The sequence below is a fragment of the Nocardioides sp. B129/18 genome (genome assembly GCF_055282735.1).
Genome location: NZ_JBUZJI010000015.1, coordinates 24,656 through 42,559, shown reverse-complemented (window position 1 = coordinate 42,559; position 17,904 = coordinate 24,656). Strand labels below are relative to the sequence as shown.

Sequence of the window (17,904 nt, the reverse complement as noted above, 5' to 3'; positions counted from 1 at the left end):
CCGCCCAGGAGGAGGACCCGTGCGGGTGCTGGTGACCGGAGGCGTGCGCTCGGGGAAGTCCCGCCACGCCGAGGAGCTCGTGACCACGGCCGCCGCCGACGGCCCGGTGCGCTACGTGGCGCCCGGCCCGACGCCCGACCATCCGTCCTGGGACGACGACTGGGCCGCCCGCGTCGCGGCTCACCGCGAGCGGCGTCCGGCGCACTGGAGCACCGTCGAGGGCCACGACCTCCCCGCGGCGCTGGCCACCGACGAGCACGTCCTCGTCGACTGCCTCGGCACCTGGCTCACCGCGGCGCTCGACGCCGCCGGCCGCTGGGACGACCCCTCCGACGCCCTGCACGCCTGGCTGGAGGACGAGGCCGCGCGGATCGTGGCGGCCCTCGGTCCGCACGTGGTGCTGGTGACCAACGAGGTGGGCCTCGGCGTCGTGCCCGCTCACCGCTCCGGCCGGCTCTTCCGCGACCTCCTCGGCACCCTCAACCAGCGGCTCGGCGCCGCCTGCGACGAGGTGCACCTCGTCGTCGCGGGTCGGGTGCTGCGGCTCTAGCCCGATCGCGCCGGTCATGCGAGCGCCGCCAGGGTCAGCAGGAGGCCGGCGCAGGCCAGCTCGACGCCGGCGCCGAGGACGTCGCCGGTGATGCCGCCGAGGCGGGTGCGGCAGCGGGCGACGAGCCCGACGACGACCAGGCCGGGGACGACGCCGAGCAGCAGGACGCCGAGCCCGGCGACGGGACGCGGCACGACGCCGGCGACGGTGGCGCCGAGGCCCTCGCCTCCGCGCGCGGCGGGGACGCCGGCGGCGCAGGCGATCCAGAGGGCGCATCGGCTCAGCGCGACGCCGAGGCCGGCGAGGAGCGCCCCGGCGAGGTCGTGGCCGAGGGCGCCGAGAGCGGTGGCCTGCAGGCCGATCACGACGACGACGGCCGCGGTGCCGGCAGGCCCGGAGGCACCTGAGCGCATGACGCTGAGCGAGCGCTCGGCGTCGTAGCTCGCGGTGAGTCCGTCGGCGACGTCGGAGAGACCGTCGAGGTGCAGGCAGCGGGTGCCGAGCGCGAGCACTGCGACGCCCAGCAGGCCGGCGGCGAGCGGGGGCAGGCCGAGGGCGTCGGCCACCAGCAGCACCACGACGACGCCCGCGGCGAGCGGCAGCGCGGCCAGCGGCGCGAGCAGCATGGCGGCGCGGGCGACGTCCGGGGTCACCGTCCGCGGCGGCGGGGTGCGGACGACGGTCAGCGTGCCGAGCGCAAGGCGCCAGCCGTCGCGCATCAGGCGTCCTCGGGCGCCGGGAGCACCTCGCTGAGCAGGGCGACGTCGCGCAGCAGGGCGGAGGCGGCGCGCACCAGCGGCACGGCGGCGACGGCGCCGCTGCCCTCGCCCAGGCGCATGCCGAGGTCGAGCAGGGGCTCGAGGCCCAGGCGCTCCAGGGCTGCGGTCTGGCCGGGCTCGGGGGAGCGGTGGCCGGCCGCGCACCAGGCGGCGACGCCGGGCGCGAGCTGCTCGGCGGTGAGCGCGCAGGCCACCGCCATCAGCCCGTCGAGCAGGATCGGGACGCCGGCGGCGGCCGCCGTGACGAGGTAGCCGGTGGCGGCGGCGAGGTCGGGGCTGCCGAGGGCGGTGAGCCGCTCGACGGGGTCGGCCGCCCGCTCGCCGGCACGGGCCAGCGCGGCGACGACGACCTCCTGCTTGCGCGCCAGGCCGTCGTCGTCGACGCCGGTGCCGCGGCCGACGAGGGCGGCGGCGTCGACGCCGGAGAGCCCGAGCGCGGCCGCGACCAGCGCGGCGGCGGGGGTGGTGTTGCCGATGCCGAGGTCGCCGCTGAGCAGCAGGTCGGCGCCGGCGTCGATCTCCTCGCGCGCCACGCGGGCGCCGAGCGCGAGGGCGGCCTCGCACTCCTCGCGGGTCATGGCGTCCTCGAGGTGGATCGCCCCCGACCCGCGGCGGATCCGGTCGGGCGCGGGCGCCGCGTCGGCGGGCAGGTCGACCGAGACGTCCACCAGCCGCAGCGCGACGCCGTGGGCCGCGGCCAGCGCGCTCGCCCCGGATCGTCCCGAGGCGAAGGTCGCCAGCATCGCGCCGGTGACGGCCGCGGGGTAGGCGCTGACGCCGTGGGCCGCGACGCCATGGTCGCCGGCGAAGACCACCAGCCGCGGGGACCCGATCGGCCGCGGGGGCACCGCGCCCTGGCAGGCCGCCAGCCAGACCCCGAGCTCGCCGAGGCGTCCGAGCGCTCCAGCGGGGGTGGCCAGGCCGGCCAGGCGCTCGGCGGCCGCGGCCCGGGCGGACTCGTCGGGGGCGGCGACGGTGCTCGGAAGGGCGGTGGGAAGGGGGTTCACAGGATCTCCTGGAGGTGCTCGAGCACGAGGTCGGTGACGTCGGGAGGACGCACCGCGACGCGGACGTGGTCGGGCCCGAGCCCGGGGAAGGTGTCGGCGCGACGCACCGCGACGCCGCGCTCGCGCAGCGCCGCGTGCACGCCGGCACCGGGGGTGGCCAGGACGAACGAGGTCGTCGAGGGCTGGTGGGGGACGCCGAGCCGGGTCAGGCCGGCCTCGAGGTGGACGCGCCAGGCCTGCAGCAGCGCGGCCCGCCGCTCGGCCTCGGCGCGGGCCTCGGGCCTCGCGCAGGCGCGCAGCACGGCGAGCGAGGGCGTCGAGACCGACCACGGCGTCTGCGCCTGCTCCAGCGCGGCGACGACGTCGGCCGGCCCGAGCAGATGCCCGGCCCGCAGGCCCGGGACGCCCCAGTGCTTGGTGAGGCTGCGGGTGACGATCACGTCGTCCAGCGGCAGGTCCGCCAGCGACGCCGGCTCGCCGGGCACGGTGTCCATGAACGCCTCGTCGACCACCACCAGCCGGCCGGGCCGCCGCAGCGCCAGCAGCGTCTCGCGTGGGTGCAGCACGCCGGTGGGGTTGGTGGGATTGCCGACGACGACGAGGTCGGCGTGGTCGGGGATCGCCGCGGGGTCCAGGACGTACGGCGCCGCGAGCACGTGCGCCTCGACCCGGTGGCCGGCCTGCGCGAGGGCAGCGTGCGGCTCGGTGAACTGCGGGTGCACCACCACCGGCCGTCGCCAGGCGCGCAGCCGGGCGATCAGCGTGAAACCCTCGGCGGCGCCCGCGGTGGGCAGCACCTCGGCGACCTCGCGGCCGTGGTGGGCGGCGACGGCCGCACGGGCCTCGGCCGGGTCGGGGTAGCGCGCGAGCTCGTCGAGGCTCGCGAGGATGGCTCGCTCCAGCCAGGCCGGACGCGGCAGGTCGAGCACGTTGACGGCGAGGTCGAGCAGGCCGGGCGTGGCCTCGACGTCGCCGTGGTGGCGCAGCGGGTCGGCGGTGATCACGGTCCGCTCCGAGCGGCCGCCGCCTCGGCCAGGCGCTGGACGTGGTGGGGCGTGCCGGCCGGGTGCAGGTGCAGAAAGGAGGCGTGCACGGTGGGGGAGGCGAAGCCGGTGGGCGCGCCGTCGATCTCCCAGGCCGGCGTCCACGCGCCGCTGCCCGCGGCGGGCTCGGTGACGGTGCGGTGGAACTCGTGGCCGGTGACCTCCTCGCCGGCGCGGGTCAGCAGCGAGTCCGACGCCGCCCGGGCCCGGGGGTAGCGCAGCGTCAGCCGCTCGGCCATCCGCGCGGTGGCCGGCAGCGCGCCGGTCATCGCGACGTCGTCGAGGGAGTCGGCCAGGTAGAGCAGGCCGGCGCACTCGGCCACCACGGGCAGGCCGTCGGCGACGGCCGCCCGGACGGCGGCGCGCAGCGGCGCGTTCGCGGTGAGCTCGGCGGCGTGCACCTCGGGGAACCCGCCGCCCAGGTGCAGTGCGGCCGTGCCCTCGGGCAGCCGCTCGTCGCGCAGCGGATCGAGCTCGACGGGCTCGCAGCCGGCCGCGCGCAGCAGCTCCTCGGTCTCGGCGTAGCGGAAGGTGAAGGCCCGGCCGCCAGCCAGCGCCACCCGCGGACGTCCGGCCACGGGACGCACCTCGGCGGCCGGGTCCCACGGCGTCGCCGTGAGGGGTGGCGCCGAGGCGGCCAGCGCGAGCACCGCGTCGAGGTCGACGTGCTCGGCGACGCTCGCGGCCAGCGCGTCGAGGGCCTCGACGCCCAGACCCCGCTCGGCGGCCGGCACCAGGCCGAGGTGACGCGAGGGCGCGGTGAAGGCGTCGTCGGAGGGCAGCGAGCCGAGCACCGGCACGCCCGCCTCGGCGATCGCCTCGCTCACCTCGGCCACCAGCCGCGGCGAGCCGGCGCGGTTGAGCACGACCCCGCCGACCCGCACCCGGGGGTCGAAGGTGGCCAGGCCGTGCACGACGGCGCCGAGGGTGCGCGAGGAGCGCGCGACGTCGACGCACAGCAGCACCGGGGCGTCGACGAGGGTGGCGACGTGGGCGGTGGAGGAGAAGCCGCGGCCTCCAATGCGGCCGTCGAAGAGGCCCATGACGCCCTCGACCACCGCGACGTCGGCCGGCACCGGGGTGCGGGCGCCGTGCAGCAGCAGGGGCGCGACGCGGTGCTCGCCGACCAGGTGCGGGTCGAGGTTGCGGCCCGGCCGTCCGCAGGCCAGCGCGTGGTAGCCGGGATCGATGTAGTCGGGGCCGACCTTGTGGCCCGAGACCTCCAGGCCGCGGCGGCGCAGCGCGGCCATCAGCCCGGTGGCCAGCGTCGTCTTGCCCTGGCCGGTGGCGGGCGCGGCGACGACCACCCGCGGCAGCGTGCCAGGGGACGCGGGGCAGGCGGGGGCGGCTGGGCTCACCACTCGATGCCCGCCTGTCCCTTCTGGCCGCGGTCCATCTGGTGCTTGACCTTCGTCATCTCGGTGACGAGGTCCGCGGCCTCCACGAGCGCGGGGTGCGCGCGGCGTCCGGTGACGATCACGAACTGCCGGCCCGGACGCTCGCGCAGGGTGGTGACGACGTCGTCGACGTCGACCCAGCCCCACTCCGTGGGGTAGGTGAACTCGTCGAGCACGTAGAGGTCGTGACGCTCCTGCGCCAGGCGGCGCTTGACCTCCGCCCACCCGGCGGCGGCGTCGCGGGCGTGGTCCTCGGCCTCGCCGGCCTTGCGCGACCACGACCAGCCGGCGCCCATCTTGTGCCACTCGACGGGTCCGCCGAGGCCCTCGTCGCGGTGCAGCTCGGCGAGCCGCTCGAAGACGGTCTGCTCGCCGATGCGCCACTTCGCGGACTTCACGAACTGGAAGACCCCGACGTCGAAGCCCTGGTTCCAGGCGCGCATCGCCAGGCCGAACGCGGCGGTCGACTTCCCCTTGCCGTCGCCGGTGTGCACCATCAGCAGCGGCAGGCGCCGCCGCTGGGCGGTGGTGAGGCCGTCGTCGGGGACGGTCAGGGGGCGGCCCTCAGGCATGGTGGTCCTCTCCGGAGTGGTCCGTCCATCGCTCGGCGTGCACGGCAGCGGCGAGCGGACGGCGTCCGCGCCAGCCGAGGCGCTCGAGGTCGGGGGTCTCCTGCAGGTGGCTCACCTCGCCGACGCACAGCCACGCCACCGGCCGCACGGCCTCGGGCAGGCCGAGGAGCTCGCGCAGGAACGGCTCGCGGTGGAAGGACACCCAGCCGACGCCGAGGCCCTCCGCGGTGGCGGCCAGCCAGAGGTTCTGCACGGCCAGGCAGGTCGACCACACGCCGGTCTCGGCGACGGTGGCCCGGCCCAGCACGTGGGGTCCGCCACGGCGCTGGTCGTGGGTGACGACGACGCCGAGCCCGGACCCGCGGATGCCCTCGACGCGGATCGGCTCGAAGGTCGCGCGACGCTGCGGCGGCAGGGACGCCGCGAACGCCAGCCGCTCCTCGGCCACGTGCGCGGCGTAGGCGTCGCGGGTGGCGGCGTCGCGGACGACGACGAAGTCCCATGGCTGGCTGTTGCCGACGCTCGGGGCGGCGTGGGCCGCCGCGAGCACGCGGTGCAGGACGACGTCGTCGGGGGCGCGGCCGGTGAACTCCGCGCGCACGTCGCGACGGCGTCCGACGACCTCGTAGAGCGCCTCTGCCAGCGGAGAGACCAGCGGGGGAGCGGTCGGGGTGGTGCTCATGCGACGCGGGCGCGCACCGCGCCGGTGAGGGCGGCGGCGTCGACCTCGCCCACCGGCACGTGCTCGGCGCGCAGCCGGCTCGCGAGGGTGGCCGCCAGTCCCAGCCGCATCGGGCCGGACTCGCAGTCGAGCACCACGGTGGCCACGCCGAAGCCGGCGAGGGCCTCGGCGGCGGCCTGCGAGCGGGCGACCGCGTCGGGGCCGGCGGTGGCGCGGCCGTCGGTGACCAGCACCAGCAGCGGACGACGTCGACCGTCGCGGCGCCGCTCGCGGGCCAGCAGCCGGCCCACCTCCTCCAGCCCCTCGGCCAGGGGCGTGCGGCCCCCGGCGGCGACGTCGTCGAGCCGGCGGGCGGCCACCTCGACGCTGCCGGTGGGCGGCAGCACCAGCTCGGCGCCGGTGCCGCGGAAGGTCACCAGGGCCACGGTGTCGCGACGCTGGTAGGCGTCGACGAGCAGGCTGAGCACGGCGGTCTTCACCTCGCGCATGCGGCGCCGGGCGGCCATCGAGCCCGACGCGTCGACGCAGAGCACCACGAGGTTGCCCTCGCGGCCCTCGCGGACGGCCAGGCGCAGGTCGTCGGCGGCCAGCACCGGACGCCCCTGCGTGCGGCCGCGGGCGCCCTGGTGCGGCAGGGCCGCGCGCAGCGTCGCGGCCAGGTGCAGCCCGCCGGCGGTGTCGCCCGGGCCGTGCGGGGTGCGCGAGCCGACGACGCGGCCCCGCTCGCCGATCGCGCGGCTGCGGCGTCCGCTGGTGCCGCGGCCGGTGCCGGGCACGGTGAACAGCCGCGCCCGCGACGGCGCGCCGGCCTGCTCCCGGGAGCCGGGCGGGGTCTGGCCCTCGCCGCCCTCGCTGCCGCCCTCGCCGCTGGGCTCCTCGCTGGGCTCCTCGCTGGGGCCCTGCTGGTCCCCGGGCGCCTCGGAGCCGTCCTGCGGACCGTCGTCGGAGCCGCCCTCGTCGCCCCCGCCGTCGCCCCCGCCGTCGGGGTCGTCGTCCGGGTCCTCCTCGGGGCCCAGGGCGTCATCGAGCAGGTCGTCGAGCTCGTCGGGCTCCAGGCTCGGCGGGTCGAACGGGTCGCGGCGGCGCCGGTGGGGGAGCGCGAGGCGGGCGGCGACGCGGACGTCGTCGCGGGTGACCTCGGTGCGTCCGCACCAGGCGGCGTGGGCGCTGGCGGCGCGGGCGATCACCAGGTCGGCGCGCAGGCCGTCGACCTCGGCGGCCGCGCACAGCTCGGCGATGCCGACCAGCACGGCGTCGGGCAGCACGACGGCGCCGACGCGGGCCCGGGCGTCACCGATCCGCGCGGCCAGAGCGGCCTCCTCGGCGGCCCAGGCCTCGGCGAACGCGGCGGGATCGGCGTCGTAGGCCATCCGGCGGCGCACCACCTCGACGCGCAGCGCCGGGTCGCGCGGGGCGGCGACGGCCACGGCGAGGCCGAAGCGGTCGAGCAGCTGCGGGCGCAGCTCGCCCTCCTCGGGGTTCATGGTGCCGACGAGCACGAACCGGGCGTGGCGAGTGGCCGAGACCCCGTCGCGCTCGACGGTGACGCGGCCGGTGGCGGCGGCGTCGAGCAGCACGTCGACGAGGTGGTCGGGCAGCAGGTTGACCTCGTCGACGTAGAGGATCCCGCCGTCGGCGCGGGCCAGCAGGCCCGGCTCGTACTCCGCGGCGCCGTCGGCCAGCGCGCGGCCCAGGTGCAGCGAGCCGAGCACGCGGTCCTCGGTGGCGCCGACGGGCAGCTCGACGAGCGGCCCGGACGCGACGGCGGCCAGGGCGCGGACGATCGTCGACTTCGCCGTGCCCTTCTCGCCGCGCACCAGCACGCCGCCGATCTGCGGCGCGACCGTGCTGAGCACGAGCGCGAGGGCGAGGTCGCCCGGCTCGACCACCGCGGAGAACGGGTAGGCCGGGGGATGGGCCCCGCGCACGGGCAGGGCAGGGTCAGGGTTCTGTGGCATGGGAGGCTCCCGCTCGTCCGCCAGGTCGGCAACTGTGTGCCAGTCACCGAGGCCGGTCTTCGGACTGACGTGGGCGGGTGGGCTCACGATCACCGCAGCGGGCCTGTGCCGGACTCTCACCGGCTTCCCAGATTCTCCCGACGCCTCCGGCCGCGGACGACCGGTGCGCAGGGCACCTCGGGACTGCGGGCCCCACCCTAGACCCCGGCGGCGTCGAGTAGCGTCCCGGTCCGTGCCCCCGCCCTCTCGGACCCCGCGCCTGCTCGTGATCGGCCTCGGCGCCGACGGCTGGGAGGGGCTCGCGGAGCCGATCCGGGCCCGGCTGCGCGCCGTCCCGGCGGCCCTCGGCGGCGCTCGTCAGCTCGCTCTGCTGCCCGACGACGTCGCGCCGGTGCGCCGCACCTGGCCGCGGCCCTTCGACCTCGACGCCGCGCTCGCGCTGGCCGAGGAGCACCCCGGCGCGGTCGTGCTCGCCTCGGGCGATCCGACGGTCTCCGGCGTCGGCACGCTCCTGGCGCAGCGGCTCGGCGCCGACGCCGTCGAGATCGTGCCCGCGGTGTCCTCGCCCGCCCTGGCCCGCGCCCGGCTCGGGTGGGGCGCGGAGTCCTCGCACGTCCTCACCGTCGTCGGGCGGCGCCTCGAGTCGGTGCTGCGCGAGCTCGCGCCCGGCCGCCGACTGCTCGTGCTGTCCTCCGACGCCACGACCCCCGACCTCCTCGCGCCGCTGCTCGTCGAGGCGGGCTACGGCGCCACCCGGATGACCGCGCTCGGCGACCTCGGCGCGCCCGAGGAGCACCACGTCGTCGGCACCGCCGAGGCCTGGCCCGGCGGCGCGAGCGCGCTGCACGTGCTGGCCCTGGAGTGCGACGGACCGCCCGCGCTCGGCTGGGCCGCCGGCCTGCCCGACGACGCCTTCGAGCACGACGGCCAGCTCACCAAGCGCGATCTGCGCGCCAGCGCCCTCGCCCGTCTGGCGCCCGCCCCCGGCCTGCTGCTGTGGGACGTCGGCGCCGGCGCCGGGTCGATCGGCGTCGAGTGGCTGCGCGCCCACCCGGGCACCAGCGCCGTCGCGATCGAGCGCGACCCCGAGCGCGCCGCGCGGATCGGCCGCAACGCCGTCCGCCTCGGCGTCCCGCGGCTCGAGGTCGTCACCGGCGGCGCCCCCGAGGCGCTCGCCGACCTGCCCCGCCCCGACGCGATCTTCATCGGCGGCGGCGCCACCGTGCCCGGGGTGCTGGAGTCCTGCCTCGACGCCCTCGCGCCCGGAGGCGTCCTCGTCGTCCACGGCGTCACCCTCGAGACCGAGCGTCTGCTCGCCGACGCCCACCGCGCCCACGGCGGCGAGCTCACCCGTCACGCCGTCGAGACCGCCGCCCCCGTCGGCGGGTTCACCGGCTGGACGCCGGCCCGCACCGTCACCCAGTGGGCGTGGCGCAGCCCCGCACCCCAGCACCCCCAGGAGTCCGCATGACCGTCCACTTCGTCGGCGCCGGACCGGGCGCCGCCGACCTGCTCACCCTGCGCGCCGTCGCGCTGCTGCAGCAGGCGGACGTCGTGCTCTACCCCGGCACCTACCTCGACGACGCCGTGCTCGCCCACGCACCCGCGCACGCCGAGCGCGTCGACACCCAGGACCTCGACCTCGACGCCATCACCGCCCACCTCGTGCAGGCGCACGCGCTGGGCAGCCAGGTCGTGCGGCTCACCAGCGGCGACCCGTCGGTGTACTCCGCGCTGGCCGAGCAGACCCGTCGCCTCGACGCCGCCGGCGTACCGTGGACGGTCGTGCCCGGCGTGGCGTCCTACGCGGCCGCGGCGGCGCGGGTGGGTCGGGAGCTCACGGTGCCGCTGGTGGCGCAGTCGGTGGTGATCACCCGCCCGCAGGCGCGCTCCACCGCGATGCCGGAGGGCGAGTCGCTGGCCGCGTTCGCGGCCACCCGCGCCACCCTCGCGCTGCACCTCGGCATCACGCGCACCGCCGAGCTGATGGCGCAGATCGAGCCGTTCTACGGCGCCGACTGCCCGGTGGCCGTCGTCCACCGGGTCAGCCAGGCCGAGGAGCTCGTGCTGCACGGCACGGTCGGCGACATCGCCGCGCAGGTCGAGGCCGCGGGGCTGCGTCAGGCCGCGGTGATCCTGGTGGGCCGGGCGCTGGCGCGCGACGGAGCGGTCGACGGGGCCGCCGACGGCGAGGTCACGCCGGGGGAGTCGTTCCTCTACTCGTCCACACGCGACCGGCGTCGGTGACGCTCGTCCCGCTCGAGCCCACGATCACCAGGCAGCCCATGTCGATGGTCTCGGGGTCCAGCGCGCCCAGCGTGGTCACCTCGACGGCCTCGGCGGCGCGTCCGACGTGGCGCCCGACGACCACCGGCCGGTCGGCCGGGAGCGTCTCGAGCAGCACCTCGCGGGCCCGCACGATCTGGTCGCGGCGGGTGCGCGAGGCCGGGTTGTAGACCCCGAGCACGAGGTCGGCCTCGGCGATGGCCCGCAGTCGCCGCTCGACGGTCTCCCACGGCTTGAGCCGGTCGCTGAGGCTGACGACGGCGAAGTCGCCGCCGATCGGCGCCCCGGCCCGGGCGGCGACGGCCTGCACGGCGCTGACGCCGGGCAGCACCCGCACGGGCACGTCGGGGTAGTCGACGGCCGCCTCGAACACCGCGGCGGCCATGCCGAACACGCCGGCGTCGCCGCCGGAGACGACCGCCACCCGCTCGCCGCGGCGGGCGAGGTCGAGCGCCAGCCGCGCGCGGTCGAGCTCGACGGTGTTGCCCGAGCAGTGCCGGGTCAGGCCCGGCCGCTGCGGCACGCGGTCGACGTAGGGGGCGTAGCCGACGACGTGGTCGACGCGCGCCAGGGCCGAGGTGGCCTCCGGCGTCAGCCAGGCGTCGGGGCCCGGCCCGAGGCCGATCACCAGCAGCTCGGCGGCCCAGGCGTCGTGCGAGCTGCCGCGCGGCTCGTCGGGCGCGGCCAGGCGCACGCGGGCGGCGTCGTCGCGGTGCCGGGAGTCGCCGGGCACGACGACCAGCGAGAAGTACGGGACGTCGTCGGGATCGACCTCGGCGGCCGGCAGCACCCGCTGGTCGGCGAAGGAGGCCCGCTCGACGTACACGGCGTCCTCGAGGCGTCCGGCGGCGCCGAGGGCGTCGCGGACGGCGGGGAAGGTGCGGCCCAGCTTCATGATGACCGCGGCGTCGGTGTCGGCCAGGCGGCGCGCGAGCTCCGGCTCGGGCAGGGTGCCGGGCAGCACCGTGAGCACGTCGGTCTGGCGCACCAGCGGGGTTCCGGCGGCGGCGGTGGCCGCGGCGAAGGCCGGGACGCCCGGCACGACCTCGGTGGCGAACCGCACGCCGAGCCGGTCGTGGAGGTACATCGCCGAGCCGTAGAAGAGCGGGTCGCCCTCGGCGAGCAGGACGACGTGCCGCCCGGCCTCCAGATGCGCGCCGATCGTCGCGGTGCAGGCGGCGTAGAAGTCGGTGAGCGCGCCGTCGTAGCCGCCGGGGTGGTCGGTGCGCCCGGTCGTGACGGGGTAGCGCAGCACCTCCTCGACGACGCCGGGCCGCACGTGGGCCGCGGCGATGCGGCGTGCGTGCGACTCGCGTCCGACGCCCGCGTGGTAGGCCACGACGTCGGCGGACTCGATGAGCCGGGCGGCCTTGAGGGTGATCAGCTCGGGGTCGCCGGGCCCGACGCCGACGCAGCTGAGCCGGCCGGTGGGAGCGGTCATCACTCCACCTCCGTCGCGAGCGCGTTGACGGCCGCCGAGGCCATCGCCGAGCCGCCACGGCGCCCGCGGACGGTGACGAAGGGGATGTCGACGCCGTGGTCGCGGGCGAGGTCGGCCAGCGCCTGCTTGGACTCCGCGGCGCCGATGAAGCCCACCGGGCAGCCGAGGATCGCGGCCGGCCGGGGCGCGCCGTCGAGGATCATCTCCAGCAGGTGGAACAGCGCGGTGGGGGCGTTGCCGATGGCCACCACGGCGCCGTCGAGGTGGGGAGTCCACAGCGAGACCGCGGCGGCGCTGCGAGTGGTGCCGAACCGCGCGGCCAGCGCCGGCACGCGGGGGTCGGAGAGCAGGCAGTGCACCTCGTTGCCGGCCGGCAGGCGTCCGGCGGTGACGCCCATCGCCACCATGCGGGCGTCGCACAGGATCGGCGCTCCGGCGGCGAGCGCGGCCCGTCCGGCCGGGCCGAGCCGCGGGTGCACGACGAGGTCGCGCACGAGGTCGGTCTGACCGCTGGCGTGGATCATCCGCACCGCGACCTTCTCCGCGTCCGGCGCCACGGAGGCGAGGTCGCTCTCGCGCCGGATCGTGGCGAAGGACGCCTCGTAGATCGCCGCCCCCTGGGTCTCGTAGGGGTAGCGACGCGTGGGGGGACGCAGGTCGTCGCTGTGCTGCTGGTCGAGCTGGCCGGCGTGCTGGTCGCTGTGCTGGACGGTCGTCATGCGGCGGTCTCCGAGGTCTCGACGGCCACCACGCCGTGCCAGGGCGTGAGGACCAGGTGGCGGGGCGGGGCGCCGTGGGCGGGCGCGAGGATCTGATCGAGGACGGCCGGGGTGAGGCGGCCGTCGGGCACGGCGTGCAGGCGCACCCCGGGGGCGTGGACGCCGGGGGCGGGCGGGTCGGAGCGCACGAGCGCCCGCGGGTCGACGTGGTGGGCCGAGAGCAGCGGCGCGGCCAGCTCGTCGACGTGCCAGGCGGCGTCCTCGCCGGCGCCGCGCACCCGCAGGAACGCGCGGGCCAGGCCGAGCAGCGAGGCGGGCGCGTCCACCAGCGGCAGCACCGGCCCCCAGCCGTGTGCGCCGACCCGCAGCTGGGCGATGTCGGCGTCGAGGGCGACGAGTCCGAGGTCGCCCTCGCGGTCGGCGAGGTCGCCGCGGCCGTCGTCGAGCACGAACAGGAAGCGTCCGGGCAGGGCGGCCAGCGCCGGGTCGGCGCGCAGGCCGGCGTCGAGATCGGCGACGAGCCCGCGCAGGTCGGCCCGGCCGCCGGCCAGCCCGGTGAGGGGGGAGGCCATCAGGTTGCGCGCGCGGTCGTGGGCCCGGCTGGGCAGCAGTCCGGTGGCCTCGACGGCCGCCAGCACCGGCGCCGTGAGCCGTCCGTCGCGGGTGGGCAGCGCCCGCAGCTGCAGGTTCGCGCGGGCGGTGAGGTGCAGGTCGCCGTCGCCGTGCTCGACCGCGACGTCGGCCAGGGCGCGCAGGGCGTCGGCCCCGATCCGCCCCCCGGGCAGGCGGACGCGCACGAGGGCGCCGTCGTCGGCGGGCCAGGGACGCAGGACGCCGGGGCAGCGGTCGCGGCGGGTCCGGGCGGGTGCGGTGGGGGCCACAGGGGTGTCCTCCGAGGTCGGAGGCTCAGCGCGTCGCCCCGTGCGACCTCGCGGCGGTCGCCGCAAGGGCCAGCAGGTCTTCGGACTCGGGATCCACCGGGTCGGGACGCCTTCCCAGACCGGGGTCCAGTGGCTGTCGGCGCGGAGCCGACCCGTCCCGCCCGTCACCCACACCGCTGCGCGTCAGTCCCGGACTCTCACCGGGTTCCCATGTGACTGGCTCTCGGAGGCTATCAACCCGACGCCGCGTGATGCTCGCCGCACGACTGCTCTGGACCATCCGGCGTCGGGACGCCCGATTCCCCCTTCCACGGGAGGAATCGGACGCATTCGCCCACGGCGGGGGTCGGGCCGGGTGTAGGAAGGGCGTCGCCGGGGCCGTCCTCACCCCCCACGTCGGCGGCCTCGGCCTTCACTCCCTCCGGCCCCACCCCTTCGACGCGCGGGGCCGTGGCGCCGCCGTCGTACCGTCGCGAGCATGGGACACGACCTGCAGATCTCCGTGCCCGGCGGCTCCGCCGAGGCCTACGTCACCGGCGAGGAGGGCGCTCCGGGCGTCCTGTTCTTCATCGACGCCATCGGCCTGCGTCCGCAGACCCGAGCGATGGCCGACCGCATCGCGTCCTGGGGCCATCGCGTGCTGGTGCCGCACGTCTTCCACCGCTGGGGCAGCGCCGCCGAGCTCGCCCCGCAGGAGGACCTGCGCGAGCCCGGCGCCCGCGAGGCCTTCTTCGCCTCCGGCGTCATGGACCGCGTCGCCGGCCTGACGCCCGACCTCTCCGACCCCGACACCGAGGCCTGGATCGCCGCGCTCACCGGCGACCTGCGCGCCGGCGCGGGCCCGATCGGCGTCACCGGCTACTGCATGGGCGCCCGGCTGGCCACCCGCGCCGCGGGCACTCACCCCGGCACGGTCGCGGCGGTCGGCGGCTTCCACGGCGGCGGGCTGGTCGTCGACGGGCCCGACAGCCCGCACCTGCAGATCGCCGCCAGCACCGCGGAGTTCGTCTACGGCCACGCCGACCAGGACGCCTCGATGCCGCTGGAGGCCGTCGAGGCGCTCGAGCAGGCCCTGAGCGATGCCGGCCGTCCGCACCTCAACGAGGTGTACGCGGGGGCCGCGCACGGCTACACCATGGCCGACACCTCGATGTTCCACGAGGTCTCGGCGGAGCGGCACTTCGAGGTGCTGCAGGCCCTCTTCCAGCGGACGCTGACGCCCACCCGTTAGGTGGATCGGCGCCCCGGCGCCGTGGGTAACGTCCGAAGCATGGCCACCCCACTCGCGTACACGACCCCCGGAATCTCCAAGGACGACGCCGAGCGCGTCGTCGCACTCCTGCAGGACCGCCTCGTCGCGGCCAACGACCTGCACCTGACGCTCAAGCACGTGCACTGGAACGTCGTCGGGCCCCACTTCATCTCCGTCCACGAGATGATCGACCCGCAGGTCGAGGTCGTCCGCGGCTTCGCCGACGACCTCGCCGAGCGCATCGCCACCCTCGGCGGCTCGCCGCAGGGCACCCCCGGCGCCATCGTCGAGGGTCGCACCTGGGACGAGTACAGCATCGGTCGCGCCACCACCCAGGAGCACCTGGGCGCGCTCGACGTGGTCTACCAGGGCGTCATCACCAGCTACCGCGACGGCATCAAGGAGCTCGAGGAGCTCGACCCCGTCACGCAGGACATGTTCATCGCCCAGACCGAGCAGCTCGAGCTGTTCCACTGGTTCATCCGCGCGCACCTCGAGGACAAGTCGGGCCAGCTGAGCACCGCCGGCGCCACCTCCGAGCAGGAGGCCGCGCGCGCGGCCGGCTGACCCGCCACAGACCGACGGCCCGCCTCCCCACTCCTTCGAGGGGACGGCGGGCCGTCGTGCGTCCCGAGCAGGCGCCTACTCGATGACGGGGAGGTCGCGGGCGCTGCTGGTGAACTGGGGGGTGCGCTTGGCCAGGAACGCGGCCACGCCCTCCTTGCCGTCGCCGATCGAGGTCCAGTACATCGCCAGCGAGTCCGTCAGGTGCGCCTCGAGCGGGTGGTCGGCGCCGCTGTTGCGGTAGATGAGCCGCTTCGCCAGGCCGAGGGCCACCGGGGAGCGGTCGCGGACGAACGAGCGGGCCAGCTCCAGCGCGGCGGGCAGCAGCTCGTCGGGCTCGTGCACCGAGCGCACCAGGCGACCGGCGTGCGCCTGCTCGGCGGTGAGGATGTCGGCGGAGTAGACCCACTCCAGCGCCTGGGAGACCCCGACGATGCGCGGCAGGAAGTACGACGAGCAGGCCTCGGGCACGATGCCCAGACGCCCGAAGACGAACCCGATGCGCGCCTTGGTGGAGGCCAGCCGCAGGTCCATCGCGAGCGTCATGGTGGCGCCGATGCCGACGGCGGGGCCGTTGATCGCGGCGATCACGGGCTTGGGCAGCGCGTGGATGGCCAGCGTCACCTTGCCGCCGGTGTCCCGCAGGCCGGTCTGGTACGGCTCCTCGTCGTAGTGCGCGCGGAACTGCGCCGGGTCGGGGTCGAGGCTCTCGTCGAGGCCGAAGACGTTGCCCTCGGCCGAGAGGTCCATGCCGGCGCAGAACGCGCGACCCGAGCCGGTGACGACGACCGCGCGGACGGCGTCGTCCTGGGCGTCGACGAGGAAGACCTGCTCGAGCTCGCGCGCCATCTGCAGGTCGAAGGCGTTGAGCGCGTCGGGCCGGTGCAGCGTCAGGAGCGCGACGCCGTCCTCGTCGACCTCGAACGTGAGGGTCTCGTACTGCTGGGTCATCCGGTGACCGCCTTCGGGAGTCCGGTGGGGGAGCACAGGCTGGTGCCGATGCTGGAGGTGTCGTCGTCGATGATCGCCTGGAACATCTTCTTCGAGCGCGTGGGGTCCCAGTGCACCGCGAGGTCGCTGATCGGGACGCCGCAGGTCAGGCCCTTCTTCCCGTTGACGCTGTTCATCGCCATCGCCCACATGCCGGCGCGCACCGCGCTCATGCCGCGGCCCACCGCGAACGACTCCGGTGCGGCGTTGACGACGCGCCAGTAGCGGAACGGGTTGAGGAACGTGGCGGGGGAGAGCACCTTCTTGCCGACCGCGGAGACGACCTCGCGCTGGTGCTTGGCGCGGGTGATGTCGCCGTAGCGGGGGTCGGAGTGGCGCGAGCGGGCGTAGCCGAGGGCGACGCGACCGTCGGCCTGCTGGCAGCCCTTCTTGATGTCGAGCCCCGCGAGCTTGTCGTTCATGTCGAACGTCGGGCAGATCTTGATGCCGCCGACGGCGTCGACGATGTCGACCAGGCCGCCCAGCCCGATCTCGACGTAGTCGTCGATGCGGATGCCGCTGTTCTGCTCGATCGTCCTCACCAGCAGCCGCGCGCCGCCATAGGCGTAGGCGGCGTTGATCTTGGTGGTGCCGTAGCCCGGGATGTCGACGAGGGAGTCGCGCGGGATCGACATCAGCAGGTTCGGTCCCGAGCCGGTGTGCAGCAGCATGATCGTGTCGGTGCGACGGCCCTCGGCGTTGCCGGTGCGGTAGAGGCGACGCTGGGCCGCGCTCAGCTGGCCGCGGGAGTCGCTGCCCACGAGGAGGTAGGTGGTGCCGGGCTGCTCGGCCGGGCGGTTGCCACTGGGCTCGAAGGCGACGTCGTCGACCTTGTTCCAGACGATGATCGGCACGGCCACGAGGTAGACCACCCAGAGCGCGAGGAGCGCCACGAGGTAGCGCACCCGGAAGCGGGGACGCCGCAGCCGCGGGCCGCGGGAGCCGCCGTACTCGTGCGGGCCGCCGGGGCCGCTCGGTCCCCCGGGGCCGCCCGGACCACCGGGCCGCTGCGGGGCCGGCTGGCGCGGCGGGGGCGCCGGCTGAGCGGGCGGCTGGGACGACGAGCCGCGCGATCCCCGCGGGATCGTGGGCATGACGCGGGTGGCATCGGGGTTCTCCGGGGGCGTGGAGCCGTCCTTGCCGCCGTAGAGCCAGCCGAACTCTCCACCCCGACCGTCAGGACGCTCAGGCACCCTCTGAGGCTAGCGTGCAGCCATGAGCGACCTCGCCGCGCCGCGCCACACCTCGTCCTACGCCCGCGTCTCCCTGGCGGTGCTGACCTCCCGCGCGCAGACCAACCTGCTGGGCAACGTGCACGGCGGCGAGATCGTGAAGCTGGCCGACTCCACCGCCGGCGCGGTGGCCCAGCGCCACTCCGGCGGCCCGGCGGTCACCGCCGCCCTCGACGAGATGGTCTTCCTGCGTCCGGTGCACGTCGGCGACATCGTGCGCACCCACGCGCAGGTCAACTGGGTGGGCCGCTCCTCCATGGAGATCGGGGTGCGCATCGAGGCCCAGCCGTGGAACGAGGCCTCGGAGACCTCGCTGCACGTCGGCTCGGCCTACTTCGTGTTCGTGGCGATCGACCCCGACGGCGGCCCCCGCCCGATCCCCGGGCTGCTGCTGGAGACCGACGAGGACCGTCGCCGCCACCGCGAGGCCGAGATCCGGCGCGCGCACCGGCTGGCCCGCAAGACCGAGATCGACGCCGGCCGCCGCCCCGTCTGAGGCCCGTCCGAGGCCCGTCCGAGGCCCCGTCCGAGGTCCGGTCCGAGACCCGGTC

At 76.6% G+C, this 17,904-nt stretch carries 18 protein-coding genes and 2 riboswitches; of the genes, 6 read left to right on the top strand and 12 right to left on the bottom strand.

Annotated elements, in window-relative coordinates; genetic code table 11:
- Window positions 1-19: 19 nt before the first annotated feature.
- Window positions 20-550, top strand: a complete 531-nt coding sequence (locus ACZDWJ_RS12070; protein WP_463521204.1) for a bifunctional adenosylcobinamide kinase/adenosylcobinamide-phosphate guanylyltransferase — start codon at window positions 20-22, stop codon at window positions 548-550.
- Window positions 551-564: 14 nt separating this feature from the next.
- Here ACZDWJ_RS12070 and ACZDWJ_RS12065 read toward each other — a convergent pair whose 3' ends face one another.
- Genes ACZDWJ_RS12065 through ACZDWJ_RS12035 form a run of 7 tightly spaced genes read right to left on the bottom strand, consistent with a single transcriptional unit; the run spans window position 565 to window position 7,988 of the window.
- Complete coding sequence (locus tag ACZDWJ_RS12065) at window positions 565-1,269, bottom strand: adenosylcobinamide-GDP ribazoletransferase (protein WP_463521203.1); 705 nt, start codon at window positions 1,267-1,269, stop codon at window positions 565-567.
- Window positions 1,269-2,336: a nicotinate-nucleotide--dimethylbenzimidazole phosphoribosyltransferase gene (cobT, locus tag ACZDWJ_RS12060; protein ID WP_463521202.1), complete on the bottom strand. Its 1,068-nt coding sequence runs from the start codon at window positions 2,334-2,336 to the stop codon at window positions 1,269-1,271. The genes ACZDWJ_RS12065 and cobT overlap by 1 nt, the downstream gene beginning before the upstream one ends.
- On the bottom strand, window positions 2,333-3,340 hold the full coding sequence (gene cobC, locus ACZDWJ_RS12055; protein ID WP_463521201.1) for an Rv2231c family pyridoxal phosphate-dependent protein CobC: 1,008 nt from the start codon (window positions 3,338-3,340) through the stop codon (window positions 2,333-2,335). The genes cobT and cobC overlap by 4 nt, the downstream gene beginning before the upstream one ends.
- Complete coding sequence (locus ACZDWJ_RS12050; RefSeq protein WP_463521200.1) at window positions 3,337-4,737, bottom strand: cobyrinate a,c-diamide synthase; 1,401 nt, start codon at window positions 4,735-4,737, stop codon at window positions 3,337-3,339. The genes cobC and ACZDWJ_RS12050 overlap by 4 nt, the downstream gene beginning before the upstream one ends.
- The gene (cobO, locus tag ACZDWJ_RS12045; RefSeq protein ID WP_463521199.1) at window positions 4,734-5,348 is read right to left on the bottom strand and encodes a cob(I)yrinic acid a,c-diamide adenosyltransferase; all 615 of its coding nucleotides are present in this window, start codon (window positions 5,346-5,348) and stop codon (window positions 4,734-4,736) included. The genes ACZDWJ_RS12050 and cobO overlap by 4 nt, the downstream gene beginning before the upstream one ends.
- Window positions 5,341-6,030: a 5,6-dimethylbenzimidazole synthase gene (gene bluB / locus ACZDWJ_RS12040; RefSeq protein WP_463521198.1), complete on the bottom strand. Its 690-nt coding sequence runs from the start codon at window positions 6,028-6,030 to the stop codon at window positions 5,341-5,343. Before bluB ends, cobO begins: the two co-directional genes overlap by 8 nt.
- Window positions 6,027-7,988: a VWA domain-containing protein gene (locus tag ACZDWJ_RS12035; RefSeq protein ID WP_463521197.1), complete on the bottom strand. Its 1,962-nt coding sequence runs from the start codon at window positions 7,986-7,988 to the stop codon at window positions 6,027-6,029. The genes bluB and ACZDWJ_RS12035 overlap by 4 nt, the downstream gene beginning before the upstream one ends.
- Before the next feature lie 33 nt (window positions 7,989-8,021).
- Window positions 8,022-8,151, bottom strand: a riboswitch (cobalamin riboswitch).
- Window positions 8,152-8,220: 69 nt separating this feature from the next.
- On the opposite strand from ACZDWJ_RS12035, the gene cbiE reads away from it, so the two are divergent.
- Together cbiE and ACZDWJ_RS12025 are read left to right on the top strand one after the other, a co-directional pair.
- A complete protein-coding gene (gene cbiE, locus ACZDWJ_RS12030) occupies window positions 8,221-9,459 on the top strand; it encodes a precorrin-6y C5,15-methyltransferase (decarboxylating) subunit CbiE (protein ID WP_463521196.1) in 1,239 nt (412 codons plus the stop codon).
- The gene (locus ACZDWJ_RS12025; RefSeq protein WP_463521195.1) at window positions 9,456-10,235 is read left to right on the top strand and encodes a cobalt-precorrin-4/precorrin-4 C(11)-methyltransferase; all 780 of its coding nucleotides are present in this window, start codon (window positions 9,456-9,458) and stop codon (window positions 10,233-10,235) included. Before cbiE ends, ACZDWJ_RS12025 begins: the two co-directional genes overlap by 4 nt.
- Here the strand turns inward: ACZDWJ_RS12025 and ACZDWJ_RS12020 are convergent.
- Genes ACZDWJ_RS12020 through ACZDWJ_RS12010 form a run of 3 tightly spaced genes read right to left on the bottom strand, consistent with a single transcriptional unit; the run spans window position 10,183 to window position 13,315 of the window.
- On the bottom strand, window positions 10,183-11,715 hold the full coding sequence (locus tag ACZDWJ_RS12020; RefSeq protein ID WP_463521194.1) for a precorrin-2 C(20)-methyltransferase: 1,533 nt from the start codon (window positions 11,713-11,715) through the stop codon (window positions 10,183-10,185). The genes ACZDWJ_RS12025 and ACZDWJ_RS12020 overlap by 53 nt on opposite strands.
- Window positions 11,715-12,434, bottom strand: a complete 720-nt coding sequence (locus ACZDWJ_RS12015; protein WP_463521193.1) for a precorrin-8X methylmutase — start codon at window positions 12,432-12,434, stop codon at window positions 11,715-11,717. The genes ACZDWJ_RS12020 and ACZDWJ_RS12015 overlap by 1 nt, the downstream gene beginning before the upstream one ends.
- Window positions 12,431-13,315, bottom strand: a complete 885-nt coding sequence (locus ACZDWJ_RS12010; RefSeq protein ID WP_463521192.1) for a nitrite reductase — start codon at window positions 13,313-13,315, stop codon at window positions 12,431-12,433. Before ACZDWJ_RS12010 ends, ACZDWJ_RS12015 begins: the two co-directional genes overlap by 4 nt.
- A gap of 54 nt (window positions 13,316-13,369) precedes the next feature.
- Window positions 13,370-13,551, bottom strand: a riboswitch (cobalamin riboswitch).
- A 242-nt stretch (window positions 13,552-13,793) separates the two neighbouring features.
- Here ACZDWJ_RS12010 and ACZDWJ_RS12005 point away from each other — a divergent pair.
- Window positions 13,794-14,546 carry a dienelactone hydrolase family protein gene (locus ACZDWJ_RS12005; protein WP_463521191.1) on the top strand — a complete coding sequence of 251 codons (753 nt, stop codon included), beginning with the start codon at window positions 13,794-13,796 and terminating at the stop codon, window positions 14,544-14,546.
- Between the two features lie 39 nt (window positions 14,547-14,585).
- Complete coding sequence (locus ACZDWJ_RS12000; protein WP_463521190.1) at window positions 14,586-15,134, top strand: Dps family protein; 549 nt, start codon at window positions 14,586-14,588, stop codon at window positions 15,132-15,134.
- Window positions 15,135-15,209: 75 nt separating this feature from the next.
- Here the strand turns inward: ACZDWJ_RS12000 and ACZDWJ_RS11995 are convergent, their stop codons facing one another.
- Together ACZDWJ_RS11995 and ACZDWJ_RS11990 are read right to left on the bottom strand one after the other, a co-directional pair.
- Window positions 15,210-16,082, bottom strand: coding sequence for a crotonase/enoyl-CoA hydratase family protein (locus ACZDWJ_RS11995; protein ID WP_463521189.1), 873 nt, complete (start codon window positions 16,080-16,082; stop codon window positions 15,210-15,212).
- Window positions 16,079-17,314, bottom strand: coding sequence for an LCP family protein (locus ACZDWJ_RS11990; RefSeq protein ID WP_463521188.1), 1,236 nt, complete (start codon window positions 17,312-17,314; stop codon window positions 16,079-16,081). Before ACZDWJ_RS11990 ends, ACZDWJ_RS11995 begins: the two co-directional genes overlap by 4 nt.
- 22 nt (window positions 17,315-17,336) lie before the next feature.
- On the opposite strand from ACZDWJ_RS11990, the gene ACZDWJ_RS11985 reads away from it, so the two are divergent.
- A complete protein-coding gene (locus ACZDWJ_RS11985) occupies window positions 17,337-17,849 on the top strand; it encodes an acyl-CoA thioesterase (RefSeq protein WP_463521187.1) in 513 nt (170 codons plus the stop codon).
- Window positions 17,850-17,904: the final 55 nt, after the last annotated feature.

Bases quoted from the DNA above. Each gene is read 5' to 3' on its own strand.
- cobO (WP_463521199.1), bottom strand. From the start codon at position 5,348: ATGCCTGAGGGCCGCCCCCTGACCGTCCCCGACGACGGCCTCACCACC.
- ACZDWJ_RS11995 (WP_463521189.1), bottom strand. From the start codon at position 16,082: ATGACCCAGCAGTACGAGACCCTCACGTTCGAGGTCGACGAGGACGGC.
- bluB (WP_463521198.1), bottom strand. From the start codon at position 6,030: ATGAGCACCACCCCGACCGCTCCCCCGCTGGTCTCTCCGCTGGCAGAG.
- ACZDWJ_RS12065 (WP_463521203.1), bottom strand. From the start codon at position 1,269: ATGCGCGACGGCTGGCGCCTTGCGCTCGGCACGCTGACCGTCGTCCGC.
- ACZDWJ_RS11985 (WP_463521187.1), top strand. From the start codon at position 17,337: ATGAGCGACCTCGCCGCGCCGCGCCACACCTCGTCCTACGCCCGCGTC.
- ACZDWJ_RS12025 (WP_463521195.1), top strand. From the start codon at position 9,456: ATGACCGTCCACTTCGTCGGCGCCGGACCGGGCGCCGCCGACCTGCTC.
- ACZDWJ_RS12020 (WP_463521194.1), bottom strand. From the start codon at position 11,715: ATGACCGCTCCCACCGGCCGGCTCAGCTGCGTCGGCGTCGGGCCCGGC.
- ACZDWJ_RS12000 (WP_463521190.1), top strand. From the start codon at position 14,586: ATGGCCACCCCACTCGCGTACACGACCCCCGGAATCTCCAAGGACGAC.
- ACZDWJ_RS12035 (WP_463521197.1), bottom strand. From the start codon at position 7,988: ATGCCACAGAACCCTGACCCTGCCCTGCCCGTGCGCGGGGCCCATCCC.
- ACZDWJ_RS12005 (WP_463521191.1), top strand. From the start codon at position 13,794: ATGGGACACGACCTGCAGATCTCCGTGCCCGGCGGCTCCGCCGAGGCC.
- ACZDWJ_RS12015 (WP_463521193.1), bottom strand. From the start codon at position 12,434: ATGACGACCGTCCAGCACAGCGACCAGCACGCCGGCCAGCTCGACCAG.